Genomic DNA, 15,978 nt, shown 5'->3' with positions numbered 1-15,978 from the left:
CGCCGCTATGAAATCGACTATGCGTTGGAGTAGCGTTCGGTTTCCGGCATCCAGCGCTCTATTAGCGCCACGGCCTGTTGCGGATAGCGTTCGTGAATATGGCGAGCAATGCGCTGAACTTCCGGGATAATCGCCTGATCACGCAGTAAATCTGCGACCTTGAATTCTGCCGTTCCGGTCTGGCGAGTACCTAACAGCTCGCCGGGGCCGCGAATCTCTAAATCTTTTTGCGCAATCACGAACCCGTCGTTGCTGTCTCGCAGAACCTGCAAGCGTTTCTGCGCGGTTTTAGACAGCGGTGATTTGTACAGCAGGACGCAGTGGGAGGCCACCGCGCCACGACCTACGCGGCCACGTAGCTGATGCAGCTGGGCCAGGCCCAGGCGCTCCGGGTTTTCAATAATCATCAGGCTGGCGTTTGGCACGTCCACGCCCACTTCAATCACTGTGGTGGCAACCAACAGATGCAGTTCACCCTGCTTAAAGGCCGCCATTACTGACTGCTTCTCGGCGGGCTTCATACGGCCGTGTACCAGGCCAATATTGAGTTCTGGCAGCGCAATCTTAAGCTCTTCCCACGTTGCTTCTGCTGCCTGAGCTTCTAACAGATCAGACTCTTCAATCAGCGTACAGACCCAGTATGCCTGGCGCGCTTCGTGGGTACAGGCGTTGCGCACGCGATCAATAATATCGCTGCGGCGGGTATCCGGAATGGCGACCGTGGTGACCGGGGTACGTCCCGGTGGGAGTTCATCAATTACTGAGGTGTCGAGATCGGCATAGGCGGTCATCGCCAGCGTGCGCGGGATTGGCGTGGCAGTCATGATTAGCTGGTGCGGGTGGAAACCCTGCTGCTGACCTTTTTCCCACAGCGCCAGACGCTGATGCACCCCGAAGCGGTGCTGTTCGTCGATGATAACCAGTGCCAGACCGTTGAACTGAACCTGTTCCTGGAAAATTGCATGAGTACCGACAATCATCTGCACCTGACCGCTGGCGATGGCTTCCTGTTGCGCCAGACGCGCTTTGCCTTTCTGCTTGCCCGCCAGCCAGCCCACTTCAACGCCCAGCGGCGCGAACCAGCTGCGGAAGTTATTCGCATGTTGTTCAGCCAATAATTCGGTGGGGGCCATCAGCGCAACCTGCTTACCATGTGCGATAGCGCGCAGCGCGGCTAACGCCGCAACCAGCGTTTTACCGGAGCCGACATCACCCTGTACCAGGCGCATCATTGGGACATCCAGTGCCATATCACGTTCGATCTCCGAGGTAACGCGAGCCTGTGCGCCAGTCGGTTTAAATGGTAGCGCCGCCAACAGCTTATCTTTCAGCGCATTGTTTGCGCTCAGCGGCTGGGCATGAAAACGCTGCGCCCCGGCGCGTAATGCCAGCATGCTGAGATTATGCGCCAGCAGTTCTTCGAGAATCAGACGTCGCTGCGCCGGATGTTGTCCTGTTTCCAGATCGCTGAGTTGCAGCGACGGTGGAGGGCGGTGCAACGTGCGCAGTGCTTCGGGCAGGCTCATCATGCCTTGTAAAAGCTCTGGCGGTAGCAGTTCGGCAATGGCGCAAGTATCGAGCAGATCCAGTGCCTGATCGGTCAGCTTGCGCAGCGTGGCCTGCTTCACGCCTTCGGTAGTCGGATAAACAGGGGTCAGCGTTTCCTGTAATTCCGGCGTGCTGAGATCGCCCTGCACACGGTATTCCGGGTGGATCATCTCTGCGCCGTATTTCCCGCGTTTGGCTTCACCGTAGGCCAGCACCCGGCGACCGGTGGCGAGGCTGTTTTTCATTGCTGCGCTGAAGTTGAAAAAGCGCATGGTGAGAATGCCGGAGCCATCGCTGATCTGACAGGTCATCATCCGGCGGCCACCGAAGGTGATATTGCAGTTCAGCACTTCGCCTTCAACGGTGGCATAGACGCCCGGCAGCAGTTCGCCAATTGGGTACAGATGGGTACGGTCTTCGTAACGCAGGGGGAGGTGTAGCAGGAGGTCCTGTACGGTGTGCAGGCCAATTTTCGCCAGTTTACTGCTTTGCGCTGCGCCAACGCCGGTCAGAGAGTTGAGTGGGATGGCATCCAGTAAACGGCCTTTCATCGCGTTTATCTCGCAGACTGCATAGTGGCCCACCACGTTGCATCGGCTTCAATTTCGCCCTGCGTGTTTACGTGAGGGTAGGGAAGACCTTTGCGCTTAGCGACATTCGCCAGCACCGGATAACCGCCTTCAAACAGTAAGCGCTGCTGCTCGTCTTGTGGCAGCATGCTGTTTTCTCGTCGGTACATCCCAGCGTTTTGCCGCTGGCGTTGTGCTTCGTACAGAATCAGCGCGGAGGCGACCGAAACGTTCAACGACTGCACCATGCCAGTCATGGGAATGATGATGTCCTGATCAGCCAGATCCAACGCTTCCTGAGTGATGCCGGTTTTCTCCTGGCCCATCAGGATGCAGGTGGGGCGTGTGTAATCAATCTCGCGAAAATCCACGGCTTTATCTGACAGATGAGTTGCCAGAACCTGCATGCCGCGGTTTTTTAAATGTGTGACCGCATCGCCAATAGTAAGGTGAGTTTTCACCTGCACCCAACTGTTGCTGCCTGCGGCAGAAGAGGCCATGGTGCGCATACGGCTACCCGGCCAGACGGCGTGGACTTCATGCACGCCGACCGCATCTGCAGTACGAATGATAGCGGAAACGTTATGAGGTTTGTGGACCTCTTCCATGCAGACGGTCAGATCTGGCTGACGACGTGCGAGCATTTCGCGGATACGTGCATAGCGCTGTTCATTCATAAAACGTGTTCTAGTTACGGTTACGGGTGACTTTTATCACGTCCGGCATGACGCGGATTTTGCGCATGATATTTGCCAGGTGCACGCGATCGCGAGCGGTCAAGCGAATAAAGGCGCTATAGACGCGACCATCTTTCTCTTCCGTATTCAGGCTTTGAATATTGGAGGTGGTCGTGTTGATTGCCGCCGTCAGGTTCGCCAAAGCACCCTGGTGGTTAAACATATCCACCTTAATCTCAGTGATGAATTCCTGCTCTGTTTCTTTATCCCATTCCACCGCCATAAATTTCTCTGGCTCTTTCTGGTAGCCACGAATATTACGGCAGGACTCATGGTGAATCACCAGACCTTTACCCGGACTGACATGGGCAATGATGGGATCGCCTGGAATTGGACGGCAGCATTTCGCGAAGGTGATCAGCACGCCGTCTGCACCTTTGATCGGCAGATGACCATGACCAGATTGTGCCGGTACGTTCGCTGTTGCTTCGCCCTGCTGGAGGTTTTTCGCTACCACCACGCTCATGGCATTACCCAGACCGATTTCTGCGAGCAGATCGTCAAGAGTGGCGAGCTTCATACGCTCAAGCTCACGCTGGATGCTCTCTGGCGGGATTTCAGCCAGTTTACGGCTACCGCCCAGGGCATGGTTGAGCAGTCGACGGCCCAGACTGACGGAATCATCGCGCTTGAGGTTTTTCAGCAGTTGGCGAATCTTGGCGCGCGCTTTCGAACTGACGACGAAGTTGAGCCACGCGGCATTCGGGCGCGCACCCGGGGCGGTAATAATCTCAACTGTCTGACCGCTAAAGAGCGGTTGTGAAAGCGGGTAAGGCTGTCTGTCGACGCGCGCGCCGACGCAAGCGTGACCGATATCGGTATGCACGGCGTAGGCGAAGTCGACAGGCGTTGCACCGGCGGGCAGTTCGACAATGCGCCCTTCCGGTGTGAAAACATAAATCTCATCCGGGAAGAGATCAGATTTAACGCTTTCAATAAATTCAAACGAGCTACCGGCGCTCTGCTGCAGTTCCAGCAGGCTTTGCATCCAGCGTTGAGCGCGGATTTGCGCAGTGGTGCTGCTTTCGCCGCCGTGCTCTTTGTAAGCCCAGTGCGCTGCGACACCCATCTCTGCCATCTGGTCCATGTCTTCAGTACGAATCTGTACTTCAACCGGGACGCCATGAGGGCCGATCATTGAGGTGTGCAAAGACTGATATCCGTTCGCTTTTGGGATGGCAATATAGTCTTTCACGCGGCCAGGACGTGGTTTGTACAGGCTGTGCATCTGGCCGAGTACGCGATAGCAGGTATCGGAATCATGAACGATGACGCGAAATGCGTAGATATCCATGATGGAGTGAAAACGCTGCTCTTTGAGCACCATTTTGCAGTAAATAGAGTACAGGTGCTTCTCACGCCCGCTTACGCGACACGGAATACCTGCCTCCTGCAAACGCCCTTCGATTTCCGAGAGGATTTTTTGGATCATCTCTTTGCGGTTGCCGCGAGCGGCTTTAACCACTTCTTTAATCACGCGATAGCGGTTCGGGTACAGCGCTTCAAAACCCAACTCTTCCAGCTCGGTTTTAATGTGATGAATACCTAAGCGGTGTGCCAGCGGACTATAGATTTCGAGGGTTTCACGGGCGATGCGGCGACGCTTGTCCGGGCGTAATGAGCCCAGCGTGCGCATATTGTGGGTACGGTCGGCAAGTTTGATGAGAATGACGCGGATATCCTGCACCATCGCCATAATCATCTTGCGAAAGTTTTCGGCTTGCGCCTCTTTCTTATCGCGAAACTTAAGCTTATCAAGCTTCGATACCCCTTCTACCAGCTCTGCAACGCTTTTACCAAAAAGCTGTTCCATGTCCTGATAGGTGGCTGGGGTATCTTCAATCACGTCATGCAGCAGCGCAGCCATCAGCGTTTCGTAGTCGAGTTTCATCTCGGCCAGAATGCAGGCTACCGCTACCGGGTGCGTGATATAGGGTTCACCGCTTGAACGTGTCTGGCCCTCGTGAGCGTCACGTGCAACGAGATACGCCTGCCGAAGACGCTTAATCTGGTCTTCCGGCAGGTAGTTTTGAATCAGTTGATTCAGGCTTTCAAACAGATACAAGGGCGACCCGCTTTGTGATTAACGACGACCTTCAGCAATAGCGGTAACGGCTTGTAATTCAGCGGCTTCCTGCTCTTGCTGTTCCTGGCGCTCACGCACGTCGAGGATCTGGTTGTTGATCAGACCTTCTTCGATTTCGCGCAGCGCGATAACGGTAGTTTTATCGTTTTCTTCCGGTACGAGCGGATCCTTTCCGCCTACCTGCATCTGACGAGCGCGACGCGCGGCGACCAGTACCAGGTCAAAACGGTTACCAATTTTCTCTACAGCGTCCTGAACAGTTACGCGTGCCATACTTAAAATGCTCCACAGGTGAAGAAATGACTGGGCATGATACTGAATGTGGGTTCAGTCTGCCAACAGTTTGCTGATTAAAGCGTCATGACGCTGCTTTTGGCGGCTCATGCGCAGACGTTCGGCGCGAATGATGGTTTTCAAATCGCCCAGGGCGGTATCGAAATCATCGTTCACAATAAGATAATCATATTCGGCGTAATGGCTCATTTCTGCAACAGCTTGCGCCATACGTTTTGCGATCACGTCTTCGCTATCCTGACCGCGGCCACGCAGACGGCGGTCCAGCTCAATCTTAGATGGCGGCAAAATAAAAATACTGCGCGCATGCGGCATTTTTTCGCGAATTTGCTGCGCACCTTGCCAGTCGATATCTAAAAAGACGTCTACGCCGGATGCTAATACTTGCTCAATGCTTTCACGTGAGGTGCCGTAGTAATTACCGAAAACCTCCGCGTGTTCCAGGAACGCGTCTCTGCCAATCATGGTTCTGAATTCATCATGGTTCACAAAAAAATAGTGTTCACCGTGCACTTCCCCCGGGCGCGGTGCGCGCGTGGTGTGCGAAACAGAAACCTGGGTGTCATACAACGGTTGGGTCTTTAATAAAGCCTGAATCAGGCTGGATTTACCCGCGCCACTGGGGGCAGAAACAATATAAAGCGTGCCTTGAGCCATGAGTATCTTAATGTATGTGATTGTCGAAAGAGAGCCTACATACGGGCTTATTATACACGTAGCCGCTATGTGACGTAGCCCTTGTCACACTTTTTGCGCATGTTTATTGCGTTTTGCGTATCAGTTTCCTGTTTTATCGATGATTTGCAGCAATACGTGCAAATGTCAGGAACGGTGCTCGCAGGATGCTTTTTTGCCGCTCTGTTTCCCTATTATTTCGCGCTATACCTGCCAGGAAATGCAGTGCTCAGCGGAGGTAACATGGGATTATGGAAAGGCATAGGGCTGGTTTTGCTAATGGGGTATCTACCCGCATGGGCGGTATGCCCCGTCTGGTCGCCTGCCAGGGCAAACGAGGAAATTTCACGGCTACAGCAGCAGATAACACAGTGGAATGACAGTTACTGGAAACAGGGTGAAAGTGCCATAGATGACGGCGTTTATGACCAGCTCAATGCGCAACTAATTCAATGGCAGCGCTGTTTTGGCGATGAAGTTCCACCAGATCTGTCTGCGCCACCAATGGGTGGCACAGTATCGCACCCCGTTCCCCACACGGGTGTTCGAAAACTTGCCGATAAGCAAGCGCTACAGCAATGGATGCACGCGCGCAGCGATCTCTGGGTGCAACCGAAGGTGGATGGCGTGGCAGTGACGTTAGTCTATCGCAATGGCAATCTGGTACGGGCGATTAGCCGTGGTAATGGCCTGAAAGGCGAAGACTGGACGCAAAAGGTTCTTCAGATCCCTTCCGTACCACATTCCACCAAGGGGAATCTCGCTAACAGTACGTTGCAAGGTGAGATTTTTTTGCAGCAAGAGGGGCATATTCAGAAGCAGAGAGGGGGAATGAACGCCCGCTCGAAGGTTGCTGGATTAATGATGCGCCAGAGCAATCAGGAATTATTAGGCTCGCTGGCTATTTTTATCTGGGCCTGGCCCGATGGTCCTGCGGTCATGTCTGAAAGACTGGAGCAGCTCACTGCTGCCGGGTTCAGTTTCACGCAACATTTTACCAAGGCCGTGAAGAGTGCGGATGACGTAGAGCAAGTGCGAGCAAATTGGTGGACTTCAGCATTACCTTTTGTCACTGATGGCGTGGTCGTGCGAACAGGAAAAGAGCCGCAGGCGCGATACTGGCTACCCGGACAGGGAGACTGGCTGGCTGCGTGGAAATATCCTCCCGTGGCCAGGGTATCTGAGGTAACGGGCATTCAGTTCTCCGTTGGTAAAAGCGGGAAAATTGCGGTGGTAGCATTGCTGACTCCCGTCATGCTGGATGATAAACGCGTACAGCGCGTCAATATTGGCTCCGTTCGACGCTGGAATGAATGGGATATCGCGCCTGGCGATCAGATTCTGGTGAGCCTGGCCGGACAAGGGATCCCCCGTATAGATGAGGTGGTCTGGCGCAGTACCCAGCGTATTAAGCCAGTGCCACCTGAGGGGCGCTTCAATTCATTAACCTGTTTTTATGCCACAGCGGAGTGCCAGGAACAGTTTGTTGCCAGACTGGTCTGGCTGGGGACCAAAGAGGTGCTGGGGCTGGAGGGCATCGGCGAGGCGGGATGGCGGGAGCTCCACCAGGCGTATCGTTTTGAGCATATCTTTTCCTGGCTCGGGCTAACTCAGGAACAACTACAGTCCACATTTGGTGTAAGCAAAGGGGAGAAGTTATGGCATCAATTCAACCTGTCACGCGATCTTCCGTTCACGCGCTGGGTGATTGCCATGGGAATACCGTTAACACAGGCAACGCTGAATGCCAGCCGGGATGGTTCGTGGCAGCAATTGCAAGAACGCGATGAACAAAGCTGGCAGCAGCTTCCTTTCATGGGGGAGCAGCGGGCACGGCAGGTTATTCAATGGCTGGAGGATCGAGAGGTCACAGCGCTGAGCAACTGGTTAGCTGCTCAGCGGATCGCGGGCTTTATGCCTTAATGGCCTTCATGGCGATAGTAAAATACCGGCAGACCTAACTTCAGGCGCAGCGCCAGTAGTCGGGCAGTAAAGCCGAAGAGCAGGGTAGAGATAACCACCACATCATGACTGGAGACATAATGCTGTAGCACGATGTATAGCACAGCAGCGGCAAATGATACGCCGGCATACAGCTCTTTCTGGAACACTAACGGGATGCGTTTGCAGAACATATCGCGTAATACGCCGCCGAAAACCCCGGTAGTGACCGCAGCGACCACGGCGATAATCGGTCCATGGCCCATATCCAGTGCCACCTGAGCCCCGATAATAGAAAAGACCACCAGGCCCAGCGCATCCAGTACGAGGAATATTTTGCGCAGATAGGGCATCACGGGAGCAATAATAGTGGTCAGTACCGCGGCAGTGGCTACGATAATGACGTATTCAGGGTGCTTTACCCAGCCGAGCGGATAATGGCCGAGAAGAATATCACGTACTGAACCACCGCCAATGGCTGTCGCGGTGGCAATGATAATGACGCCAAATGTATCCATACGACGACGCCCAGCCGCAAGCGCACCGGTCATGGCTTCGGCAGTAATACCAATTAAGTATAAAACGTGTAACAGCATGTATTCCCCCTGATTTGCTGGGGGCTAAGGTTAACGATTTGTGCGCACTGTCACGATTGAGATTTTCTAAGGTGAAGTGATTCTAATAACTACAGCTAATGCGAAATTGTTGTAAACACATTATGGCATGCGCTTTGTGATATGAGTGGTGACAATAAATGATGAGAAAATATAATTCTTGTCGCATAGATGAGAACTGATAGCGTCGGGAAAAGCACGTAGCGCCGCCGTTTATTGACGGGCTACGTGAGATGGTGACTTACTCGATATTCTGAATTTGCTCGCGCATTTGCTCGATCAATACCTTCAGTTCAATTGCGGAGTTAGTCACTTCGGCATTGATAGACTTCGATGCCAGAGTATTCGACTCACGGTTGAATTCCTGCATCATGAAGTCCAGACGACGGCCAACCGCCTCTTTTTTCTTCAGAATGTTGTAGGTTTCTTTGACGTGAGCTTCCAGGCGATCCAGTTCTTCAGCCACGTCGATACGCTGTGCCATCAGCACCAGTTCTTGCTCAAGGCGGTTATTTTCCAGTTGCACCTGAGCATCTTCCAGTTTGGCTACCAGACGCTCGCGCTGCCATTGCAGGATTTCCGGCATATGCGCACGTACCTTCGTCACTTCGGCGCTGACGCCTTCCAGACGCTGCTCGATCAACGCCTTCAGTGCCTGACCTTCGGTTTCACGCGCAACGATAAAGTCATCCAGCGTACCGTCAAGCGCGGCGAGGATTTCGGCGGCAATGGCGTCCAGATCTTGCTCCTGAGCTGCCATTACGCCTGGCCAACGCAGGATATCAACCGGGTTAATTTCACCTTCATCACTCTGCATTTTGACCCAGTTAGCAGCGCTAACGAGCTGTTTAGCGAGTTTTTCATTCAGAATCAGCTCGCCTTGTGCACTGGCATCAGGCTCAAAACGCAGCGTACATTCGACTTTACCGCGCGTCAGACGCGTGCGAATACGTTCGCGAACTACGGGTTCTAGACTACGGAACTGCTCCGGCAGGCGAAAATAAGTTTCCAGATAACGCTGGTTTACCGAGCGCATTTCCCAGGTAGCGCTACCCCATTCACCCTTGATTTCACGCCGGGCGTAGGCGGTCATGCTGCGGATCATAGACGTTCCTGTTTTTAAAGATGAGATGGGAGGATTATAGCCATCCACGTCTTGTCAGGATAGGAATAACAGTCGGAAGTCCGTATAATGCGCAGCCACATTCGTTTCAAGCCGGAGATTTTATCATGCGTCCAGCAGGTCGTAGTGCCAATCAGGTGCGTCCCGTCACCCTGACCCGTAATTATACAAAACACGCTGAAGGCTCCGTGCTGGTCGAATTTGGTGATACCAAAGTGCTATGTACCGCTTCTATTGATGAAGGCGTACCGCGTTTTCTGAAAGGTCAGGGCCAGGGTTGGATCACCGCAGAATACGGCATGCTGCCACGCGCCACACACACCCGTAACGCCCGTGAAGCGGCGAAAGGTAAGCAGGGCGGTCGTACCATGGAAATCCAGCGTCTGATCGCTCGCGCGTTGCGCGCTGCCGTTGACCTGAAGACGCTCGGCGAGTTCACCATTACGCTGGACTGCGATGTTATCCAGGCAGATGGCGGTACGCGCACCGCATCAATTACCGGTGCATGCGTTGCGTTGGCGGATGCGCTTAACAAGCTGGTCGCGAGCGGTAAACTGAAAACTAATCCGATGAAAGGGATGGTCGCCGCGGTTTCCGTGGGCATTGTTAACGGTGAAGCGCTCTGCGACCTCGAGTACGTTGAAGACTCTGCTGCAGAAACCGATATGAACGTAGTGATGACTGAAGACGGTCGCATTATAGAGGTTCAGGGCACGGCGGAAGGTGAGCCATTCAGCCATGAAGAACTTCTCACCCTACTGGCGTTGGCCCGAGGGGGAATCGAATCCATTGTAGCGACGCAGAAGGCGGCGTTAGAAAATTGATTTTAAAGGCGACTGATGAGTCGCCTTTTTTTTGTCTGTAATAAAGTGAGATGAGGAGCGAATCCATGAAACCGTATCAGCGCCAGTTTATTGAGTTTGCGCTTAGCAAGCAGGTACTAAAGTTTGGCGAGTTTACGCTGAAATCCGGGCGTAAAAGCCCCTATTTCTTCAACGCCGGACTGTTTAATACCGGGCGCGACCTGGCTCTGTTAGGCCGTTTTTACGCCGAAGCGCTGGTGGATTCCGGTATTGAGTTCGATTTGCTGTTTGGCCCAGCGTACAAAGGTATTCCGATTGCGACCACAACGGCCGTTGCGCTGGCTGAACACCACGATAAAGATTTGCCGTACTGCTTTAACCGTAAAGAGGCAAAGACCCACGGTGAAGGTGGCAATCTGGTCGGTAGTGCACTTGAGGGGCGCGTGATGCTGGTGGATGATGTTATCACCGCAGGTACGGCGATTCGTGAGTCGATGGAAATTATCCAGGCGAATGGCGCCACTCTGGCGGGGGTACTGATTTCTCTCGATCGTCAGGAACGCGGTCGCGGCGAGATTTCCGCTATTCAGGAAGTGGAACGTGATTACGGTTGCAAAGTGATCTCTATTATCACCCTGAAAGACCTGATTGCGTATCTGGAAGAGAAACCGGAGATGGCGGAGCACCTGGCGGCAGTACGAGCCTATCGCGAAGCATACGGTGTATAAGGACTGCCGGATAGCGCTGCGCTGATCCGGCCCACGCACTTACCGGGCCTACGTTTTACGTAGGCCGGACAAGACGAAACCGCTACTGCAATTGAGCGGCAACCAACGGCCAGCGGGTGTCAAAATCATCCGTTGGGCGGTATTTAAATTCGCTACGTACAAACCGGGATAGCATACCTTCGCAGAAAGCCAGTAACTGGCTGGCCAGAAGCGTTTCATCCACGGTGTAGCCTTCACCTTCACGCATTCTTTTTTCTCGCAGAACCTGGCGCAACTGCGCTTCAATGCGCTCAAAAAGTTGGTTAATGCGACCTTGCAGACGGTCTTGCTCGAACATCAACGCGTGTCCGGTCAGAATTCGCGTCAGGCCCGGATTACGCTCACCAAACCCTAAAATCAGCAGAACGATCAGACGCAGACGCGCGCTGGTGTCCTTTTCATCTTTCAAAATCAGATTGATACGCGTAATCAGACTATCTTCGATAAACTCAATCAGGCTATCGAACATACGGGTCTTGCTGGGGAAATGGCGATACAATGCCGCTTCGGATACGCCAACTGAGGCTGCCAGCTTTGCTGTGGTGATGCGTTGGCTACCATCGCTGGACTCAAGCATCAGTGCCAGAGACTGAAGTATTTCTTCGCGACGATTCCTTTTCGCAGTTTGCTTTTCTACCATGTTACAAAATACCCCTGAAAATAAGCTCTTGCCAGGCAGGCATCCACACAGCGACCGCAAACTGTTGTTTGCGGTGTGTTATTGCGTTATTACGCTATGGGATACTTTTCTGCGGGTTACTTGCGCCCGGAATGGCCGAAGCCACCTTCGCCACGATCGGTGGCTTCAAACTCTTCCACCAGATTAAATTCAGCCTGCACGACCGGTACAAATACCATCTGCGCGATACGTTCGCCCGGCTCAATAGTGAAGCTGTCCTGACCACGGTTCCAGATGGACACCATCAGTTGGCCCTGGTAGTCGGAATCAATCAAACCAACCAGATTGCCCAGCACGATACCGTGCTTATGGCCCAATCCGGAGCGCGGGAGCATCACCGCTGCCAGAGAAGGATCGGCAATGTGGATAGCTAACCCGGTTGGCACCAGCGTTGTTGCGCCCGGTGCCAGTTCTACGGCGTCATCAAGACAAGCACGCAGGTCAAGTCCGGCAGAACCAGAAGTGGCGTACGTCGGGAGCGGAAATTGTTGCCCAACGCGCGGGTCCAGAATCTTAACGTCGATTTTTTTCATCATAACGGGTCACGATCTCGTCGAGTAATAATTGGCCCAGGAGTTCTTTACGCTCAAGCGGTAAGACTTTGTCTCCATCCTGCCAAAAAAGGTGTAATGCGTTGCTATCGCTGTTAAACCCTTGAGTTGACAGCGAAACGTCGTTCGCACAGATCACATCAAGGTTTTTGCGGATGCGTTTTTGCCGGGCATATTCTTCCACATTATTTGTTTCGGCGGCAAACCCAACGACAAAAGGACGGTTAGCATCCAGTGCGGCAACACCGGCGATAATGTCCGGGTTTTTGACCATTTTTACTGTTAATTCATCACCCTGCGTCGCTTGTTTTTTTATTTTTTCGTGGGCGACAGTTTCAGCGCGATAATCAGCGACTGCAGCGCAGCCGATAAAAATATGCTGTTGTTGCACTGCAGACTGCACAGCGGCTTCCATTTCCAACGCGGTCATCACATCAACCCGCTGAACAAATGGTGGTGTGGATAACGAAACCGGACCCGATACCAGTGTGACGTTTGCCCCGCGCTTTGCTGCAGCGGCCGCGATAGCAAATCCCATCTTCCCGGAGCTATGGTTGGAAATATAACGCACGGGATCAAGCGGTTCACGCGTCGGACCCGCCGTAATCATGATGTTGAGATGTTGCAGATCGTTGACAGGCGAAAAATGTTCTGCCGCCATATCCGCAATCGTTAACGGATCCAGCATACGTCCAGGACCGACATCGCCACATGCCTGGCTACCGCTGTCCGGGCCCCAAATGAGCAAACCGCGTGAGGCAAGAATACTCAGATTGTGCTGGGTCGCGGCAGCGCGATACATCTGCTGGTTCATGGCTGGCAGTACAGCAACAGAAGCAGGCGTTGCCAGACAAATCGTTGACACCAGGTCGTTGGCCATACCTGCGGCGACACGAGCAATCAGATCTGCTGTAGCGGGCGCCAGGATGACCAAATCGGCCCATTTTCCCAGCTCAATGTGGCCCATCGCAGCTTCGGCTGCGGGATCAAGCAGGCTGTCGGAAACGGGATAACCTGAAACCGCCTGTAAACTCAGGGGAGTAATAAATGCTTTTGCCGCTTCGGTCATCGCCACGCGGACGTCAGCGCCGCGTTCCCGTAAACGACGCACCAGCTCAGGGGTCTTGTACGCAGCAATCCCGCCACTGACGCCAAGTACGATTTTTTTACCGGCCAGGCTCATCATGATCTTTCCTGTTGGGTTTCACCAGAAGGCAGATATTTTATCACAATCCGCAATTTGTCGTGCTTTTGACCGTCTTCTACTTTGCGAGGCACTACGAAGAAGTGAAAACAGCGCGTCGATTCACCGTCGGTGTTATGCCACTATGCGGACGCGAAAGGAGGGAAAAGTATGGACAATACAGGAAGTATGATGCCCAGGGAAAAGCTGTTGGCACAGGGGGCCAGTTCGCTGACCGATGTTGAGTTACTGGCGCTTTTTTTACGTACCGGCATTCAGGGTAAAGATGTGCTTACGCTGGCGAAAGAGATGCTTCAGCATTTTGAGTCGTTGTATGGCTTGTTGTCTGCTGATTACATGGATTTTAGCTATGTTCCGGGAATCGGTATCGCGAAGTATGCACAGTTGAAGGGTATTGCGGAGCTGGCAAGACGCTACTACAACGTGCGAGTAATAGAGGAGCGTGCTCTACTTAGCCCGGAAATGGCGCGTGAATTTCTGCAAAGCCAGCTCTCGCAAGAGGAACGCGAGATCTTTCTGGTGATCTTTATGGATTCTCAACATCAAGTGATTAAACACAGCAAACTTTTTTCCGGGACACTAAGCCACGTCGAGGTACATCCGCGAGAAATTGTCCGCGAAGCGATAAAAATGAATGCTTCCGCCGTGATCCTTGCGCATAATCACCCTTCGGGGTGTGCAGAGCCGAGTAAAGCAGATAAACTCATCACCGAGCGTGTTGTGAAATGCTGTCAGTTCATGGATATCCGGGTGCTTGATCATCTGGTCATTGGGCGCGGAGAGTACGTTTCTTTTGCGGAACGCGGTTGGATTTAACGCACTTTACGCGATCCATCGGGATCTTTGTCTGTTCGGGACTTGAGCATAACGCCGGGTCAGCGTATACTACGCCACCTTTGAGAATCTCGGGTTTGGCATTTGGGCCTGGCAATCGAGAGTTCACTTAGAACTATGCGATGACCGGGCTGTAAAGCCTGACGAGGCGCCGATACCCCATACGAAGCTCGAGCTAATTTGATTTTTGGAGAATAGACATGTCCCGAGTCTGCCAAGTTACTGGCAAGCGTCCGGTGACCGGTAACAACCGTTCCCACGCACTGAACGCGACTAAACGCCGTTTCCTGCCGAACCTGCACTCTCACCGTTTCTGGGTTGAGAGCGAGAAGCGTTTTGTCACCCTGCGTGTATCTGCTAAAGGTATGCGTGTAATTGATAAGAAAGGCATCGAAACAGTTCTGTCTGAACTGCGTGCCCGTGGCGAAAAGTACTAAGTACTAAGAGGAAATAAATCATGGCTAAAGGTATTCGTGAGAAAATCAAGCTGGTTTCTTCTGCTGGTACTGGTCATTTCTATACCACTACGAAGAACAAACGTACTAAGCCGGAAAAACTGGAACTGAAAAAATTCGATCCAGTTGTACGCCAGCACGTACTGTACAAAGAAGCTAAAATCAAATAATTTTAGTTTCGATGTAGCAAAAAACCTCGCCTCGGCGGGGTTTTTTGTTTTCTGGCCGTCCCCATATTAATGAGACCTGATACACCGCCGGAGATACTATGCCTGAATTACCTGAAGTCGAAACCAGTCGCCGTGGGATTGAGCCGCATCTGGTGGGGGCAACGATTATGCACGCGACTGTGCGTAACGGTCGTTTGCGTTGGCCGGTATCAGAGGAAATCTATCGCCTGAGCGATAAACCTGTCCTGAGCGTACAGCGGCGCGCAAAATACCTGCTTCTGGAGCTGCCGGATGGCTGGGTAATCATTCATCTGGGGATGTCGGGTAGTTTGCGTATCCTTCCTGAAGAGCTTCCGGCAGATAAGCACGACCACGTTGACTTAGTGATGAGTAATGGCAAAGTTCTGCGTTATACCGACCCCCGTCGCTTTGGTGCCTGGCTGTGGACTAAAGAGCTGGATGGACATAATGTCCTCGCCCATCTTGGCCCTGAGCCGCTGAGTGACGATTTCAACGCCGGTTATCTACAGCAGAAATGTGCAAAGAAGAAAACGGCGATTAAACCCTGGCTGATGGATAACAAGCTGGTGGTGGGGGTGGGAAACATCTATGCCAGCGAGTCGCTGTTTGCGGCTGGTATCCATCCTGACCGTCTGGCATCATCACTGTCGAAAGATGAGTGTGAACTGCTGGTACGCGTTATCAAGGCGGTTTTGCTGCGTTCTATCGAGCAGGGCGGGACGACGCTGAAGGACTTTCTGCAAAGTGACGGTAAGCCGGGCTATTTTGCCCAGGAGCTGCAGGTCTATGGGAGAGAAGGTGAACCTTGCCGCGCATGTGGCGCACCGATTGTTGCGACAAAACACGCCCAGCGTACAACGTTCTATTGCCGTCGCTGTCAGAAATAGTTTCATTGCTGGCCGGATGC

At 53.0% G+C, this 15,978-nt stretch carries 17 protein-coding genes; 7 read left to right on the top strand and 10 right to left on the bottom strand.

Features of this window, described 5'->3' with window-relative positions; all coding sequences use genetic code 11:
* Positions 1-17 precede the first annotated feature (17 nt).
* From recG to gmk, 5 genes are read right to left on the bottom strand one after another with little or no spacing between them, the layout of a single operon-like run.
* Positions 18-2,099, bottom strand: a complete 2,082-nt coding sequence (gene recG, locus C2U41_RS21900; RefSeq protein WP_103848219.1) for an ATP-dependent DNA helicase RecG — start codon at positions 2,097-2,099, stop codon at positions 18-20.
* A gap of 5 nt (positions 2,100-2,104) precedes the next feature.
* Entirely contained in the window at positions 2,105-2,794 is a 690-nt protein-coding gene (gene trmH, locus C2U41_RS21895) for a tRNA (guanosine(18)-2'-O)-methyltransferase TrmH (RefSeq protein WP_003837594.1), read from the bottom strand.
* Between the two features lie 10 nt (positions 2,795-2,804).
* On the bottom strand, positions 2,805-4,919 hold the full coding sequence (gene spoT / locus C2U41_RS21890) for a bifunctional GTP diphosphokinase/guanosine-3',5'-bis pyrophosphate 3'-pyrophosphohydrolase (RefSeq protein ID WP_003024038.1): 2,115 nt from the start codon (positions 4,917-4,919) through the stop codon (positions 2,805-2,807).
* 18 nt (positions 4,920-4,937) lie between these two features.
* Positions 4,938-5,213, bottom strand: coding sequence for a DNA-directed RNA polymerase subunit omega (gene rpoZ, locus C2U41_RS21885; RefSeq protein ID WP_000135058.1), 276 nt, complete (start codon positions 5,211-5,213; stop codon positions 4,938-4,940).
* Between the two features lie 54 nt (positions 5,214-5,267).
* Positions 5,268-5,891, bottom strand: coding sequence for a guanylate kinase (gmk, locus tag C2U41_RS21880; protein WP_103848220.1), 624 nt, complete (start codon positions 5,889-5,891; stop codon positions 5,268-5,270).
* Between the two features lie 261 nt (positions 5,892-6,152).
* Here gmk and ligB point away from each other — a divergent pair, with 261 nt between their 5' ends.
* Positions 6,153-7,832 carry an NAD-dependent DNA ligase LigB gene (gene ligB / locus C2U41_RS21875; RefSeq protein WP_103848268.1) on the top strand — a complete coding sequence of 560 codons (1,680 nt, stop codon included), beginning with the start codon at positions 6,153-6,155 and terminating at the stop codon, positions 7,830-7,832.
* On the opposite strand, the gene C2U41_RS21870 is transcribed toward ligB, so the two are convergent.
* A complete protein-coding gene (locus C2U41_RS21870; protein WP_003024049.1) occupies positions 7,829-8,446 on the bottom strand; it encodes a trimeric intracellular cation channel family protein in 618 nt (205 codons plus the stop codon). The genes ligB and C2U41_RS21870 overlap by 4 nt on opposite strands.
* 259 nt (positions 8,447-8,705) lie before the next feature.
* Positions 8,706-9,569 carry a YicC/YloC family endoribonuclease gene (locus tag C2U41_RS21865; RefSeq protein ID WP_003024052.1) on the bottom strand — a complete coding sequence of 288 codons (864 nt, stop codon included), beginning with the start codon at positions 9,567-9,569 and terminating at the stop codon, positions 8,706-8,708.
* Positions 9,570-9,694: 125 nt separating this feature from the next.
* Between C2U41_RS21865 and rph the strand changes: the two genes are divergently transcribed.
* On the top strand, positions 9,695-10,411 hold the full coding sequence (rph, locus tag C2U41_RS21855; RefSeq protein WP_003024054.1) for a ribonuclease PH: 717 nt from the start codon (positions 9,695-9,697) through the stop codon (positions 10,409-10,411).
* Positions 10,412-10,476: 65 nt separating this feature from the next.
* Positions 10,477-11,118: an orotate phosphoribosyltransferase gene (gene pyrE / locus C2U41_RS21850; protein WP_003024058.1), complete on the top strand. Its 642-nt coding sequence runs from the start codon at positions 10,477-10,479 to the stop codon at positions 11,116-11,118.
* A gap of 82 nt (positions 11,119-11,200) precedes the next feature.
* Here pyrE and slmA read toward each other — a convergent pair whose 3' ends face one another.
* From slmA to coaBC, 3 genes are all read right to left on the bottom strand, one after another.
* Positions 11,201-11,797, bottom strand: a complete 597-nt coding sequence (gene slmA, locus C2U41_RS21845) for a nucleoid occlusion factor SlmA (protein ID WP_003024060.1) — start codon at positions 11,795-11,797, stop codon at positions 11,201-11,203.
* Positions 11,798-11,913: 116 nt separating this feature from the next.
* On the bottom strand, positions 11,914-12,372 hold the full coding sequence (gene dut / locus C2U41_RS21835) for a dUTP diphosphatase (RefSeq protein ID WP_006687626.1): 459 nt from the start codon (positions 12,370-12,372) through the stop codon (positions 11,914-11,916).
* The gene (coaBC, locus tag C2U41_RS21830) at positions 12,350-13,570 is read right to left on the bottom strand and encodes a bifunctional phosphopantothenoylcysteine decarboxylase/phosphopantothenate--cysteine ligase CoaBC (protein WP_088169059.1); all 1,221 of its coding nucleotides are present in this window, start codon (positions 13,568-13,570) and stop codon (positions 12,350-12,352) included. The genes dut and coaBC overlap by 23 nt, the downstream gene beginning before the upstream one ends.
* A gap of 171 nt (positions 13,571-13,741) precedes the next feature.
* Here coaBC and radC point away from each other — a divergent pair, with 171 nt between their 5' ends.
* The 4 genes from radC to mutM all read left to right on the top strand — a co-directional run bounded on the left by radC (position 13,742) and on the right by mutM (position 15,958).
* The gene (radC, locus tag C2U41_RS21825; RefSeq protein ID WP_003837605.1) at positions 13,742-14,407 is read left to right on the top strand and encodes a RadC family protein; all 666 of its coding nucleotides are present in this window, start codon (positions 13,742-13,744) and stop codon (positions 14,405-14,407) included.
* A gap of 218 nt (positions 14,408-14,625) precedes the next feature.
* Positions 14,626-14,862 carry a 50S ribosomal protein L28 gene (gene rpmB / locus C2U41_RS21820; RefSeq protein WP_003024071.1) on the top strand — a complete coding sequence of 79 codons (237 nt, stop codon included), beginning with the start codon at positions 14,626-14,628 and terminating at the stop codon, positions 14,860-14,862.
* Positions 14,863-14,882: 20 nt separating this feature from the next.
* The gene (gene rpmG / locus C2U41_RS21815) at positions 14,883-15,050 is read left to right on the top strand and encodes a 50S ribosomal protein L33 (protein WP_003024094.1); all 168 of its coding nucleotides are present in this window, start codon (positions 14,883-14,885) and stop codon (positions 15,048-15,050) included.
* Between the two features lie 98 nt (positions 15,051-15,148).
* On the top strand, positions 15,149-15,958 hold the full coding sequence (gene mutM, locus C2U41_RS21810; protein WP_003844529.1) for a bifunctional DNA-formamidopyrimidine glycosylase/DNA-(apurinic or apyrimidinic site) lyase: 810 nt from the start codon (positions 15,149-15,151) through the stop codon (positions 15,956-15,958).
* The last annotated feature ends 20 nt before the right edge of the window (positions 15,959-15,978 follow it).

It is taken from the genome of Citrobacter freundii complex sp. CFNIH4, assembly GCF_002934505.1.
In the GTDB taxonomy this organism is placed as follows: domain Bacteria; phylum Pseudomonadota; class Gammaproteobacteria; order Enterobacterales; family Enterobacteriaceae; genus Citrobacter; species Citrobacter freundii.
This window is presented reverse-complemented; position numbering and strand designations above follow the sequence as displayed.

Excerpts from the sequence above, each read along its gene's own strand:
- C2U41_RS21865 (WP_003024052.1), bottom strand. The coding sequence starts at position 9,569 with ATGATCCGCAGCATGACCGCCTACGCCCGGCGTGAAATCAAGGGTGAA.
- slmA (WP_003024060.1), bottom strand. The coding sequence starts at position 11,797 with ATGGTAGAAAAGCAAACTGCGAAAAGGAATCGTCGCGAAGAAATACTT.
- rpoZ (WP_000135058.1), bottom strand. The coding sequence starts at position 5,213 with ATGGCACGCGTAACTGTTCAGGACGCTGTAGAGAAAATTGGTAACCGT.
- gmk (WP_103848220.1), bottom strand. The coding sequence starts at position 5,891 with ATGGCTCAAGGCACGCTTTATATTGTTTCTGCCCCCAGTGGCGCGGGT.
- rph (WP_003024054.1), top strand. The coding sequence starts at position 9,695 with ATGCGTCCAGCAGGTCGTAGTGCCAATCAGGTGCGTCCCGTCACCCTG.
- pyrE (WP_003024058.1), top strand. The coding sequence starts at position 10,477 with ATGAAACCGTATCAGCGCCAGTTTATTGAGTTTGCGCTTAGCAAGCAG.
- C2U41_RS21870 (WP_003024049.1), bottom strand. The coding sequence starts at position 8,446 with ATGCTGTTACACGTTTTATACTTAATTGGTATTACTGCCGAAGCCATG.
- dut (WP_006687626.1), bottom strand. The coding sequence starts at position 12,372 with ATGATGAAAAAAATCGACGTTAAGATTCTGGACCCGCGCGTTGGGCAA.
- recG (WP_103848219.1), bottom strand. The coding sequence starts at position 2,099 with ATGAAAGGCCGTTTACTGGATGCCATCCCACTCAACTCTCTGACCGGC.
- radC (WP_003837605.1), top strand. The coding sequence starts at position 13,742 with ATGGACAATACAGGAAGTATGATGCCCAGGGAAAAGCTGTTGGCACAG.
- rpmG (WP_003024094.1), top strand. The coding sequence starts at position 14,883 with ATGGCTAAAGGTATTCGTGAGAAAATCAAGCTGGTTTCTTCTGCTGGT.
- mutM (WP_003844529.1), top strand. The coding sequence starts at position 15,149 with ATGCCTGAATTACCTGAAGTCGAAACCAGTCGCCGTGGGATTGAGCCG.
- ligB (WP_103848268.1), top strand. The coding sequence starts at position 6,153 with ATGGGATTATGGAAAGGCATAGGGCTGGTTTTGCTAATGGGGTATCTA.
- rpmB (WP_003024071.1), top strand. The coding sequence starts at position 14,626 with ATGTCCCGAGTCTGCCAAGTTACTGGCAAGCGTCCGGTGACCGGTAAC.
- coaBC (WP_088169059.1), bottom strand. The coding sequence starts at position 13,570 with ATGAGCCTGGCCGGTAAAAAAATCGTACTTGGCGTCAGTGGCGGGATT.
- trmH (WP_003837594.1), bottom strand. The coding sequence starts at position 2,794 with ATGAATGAACAGCGCTATGCACGTATCCGCGAAATGCTCGCACGTCGT.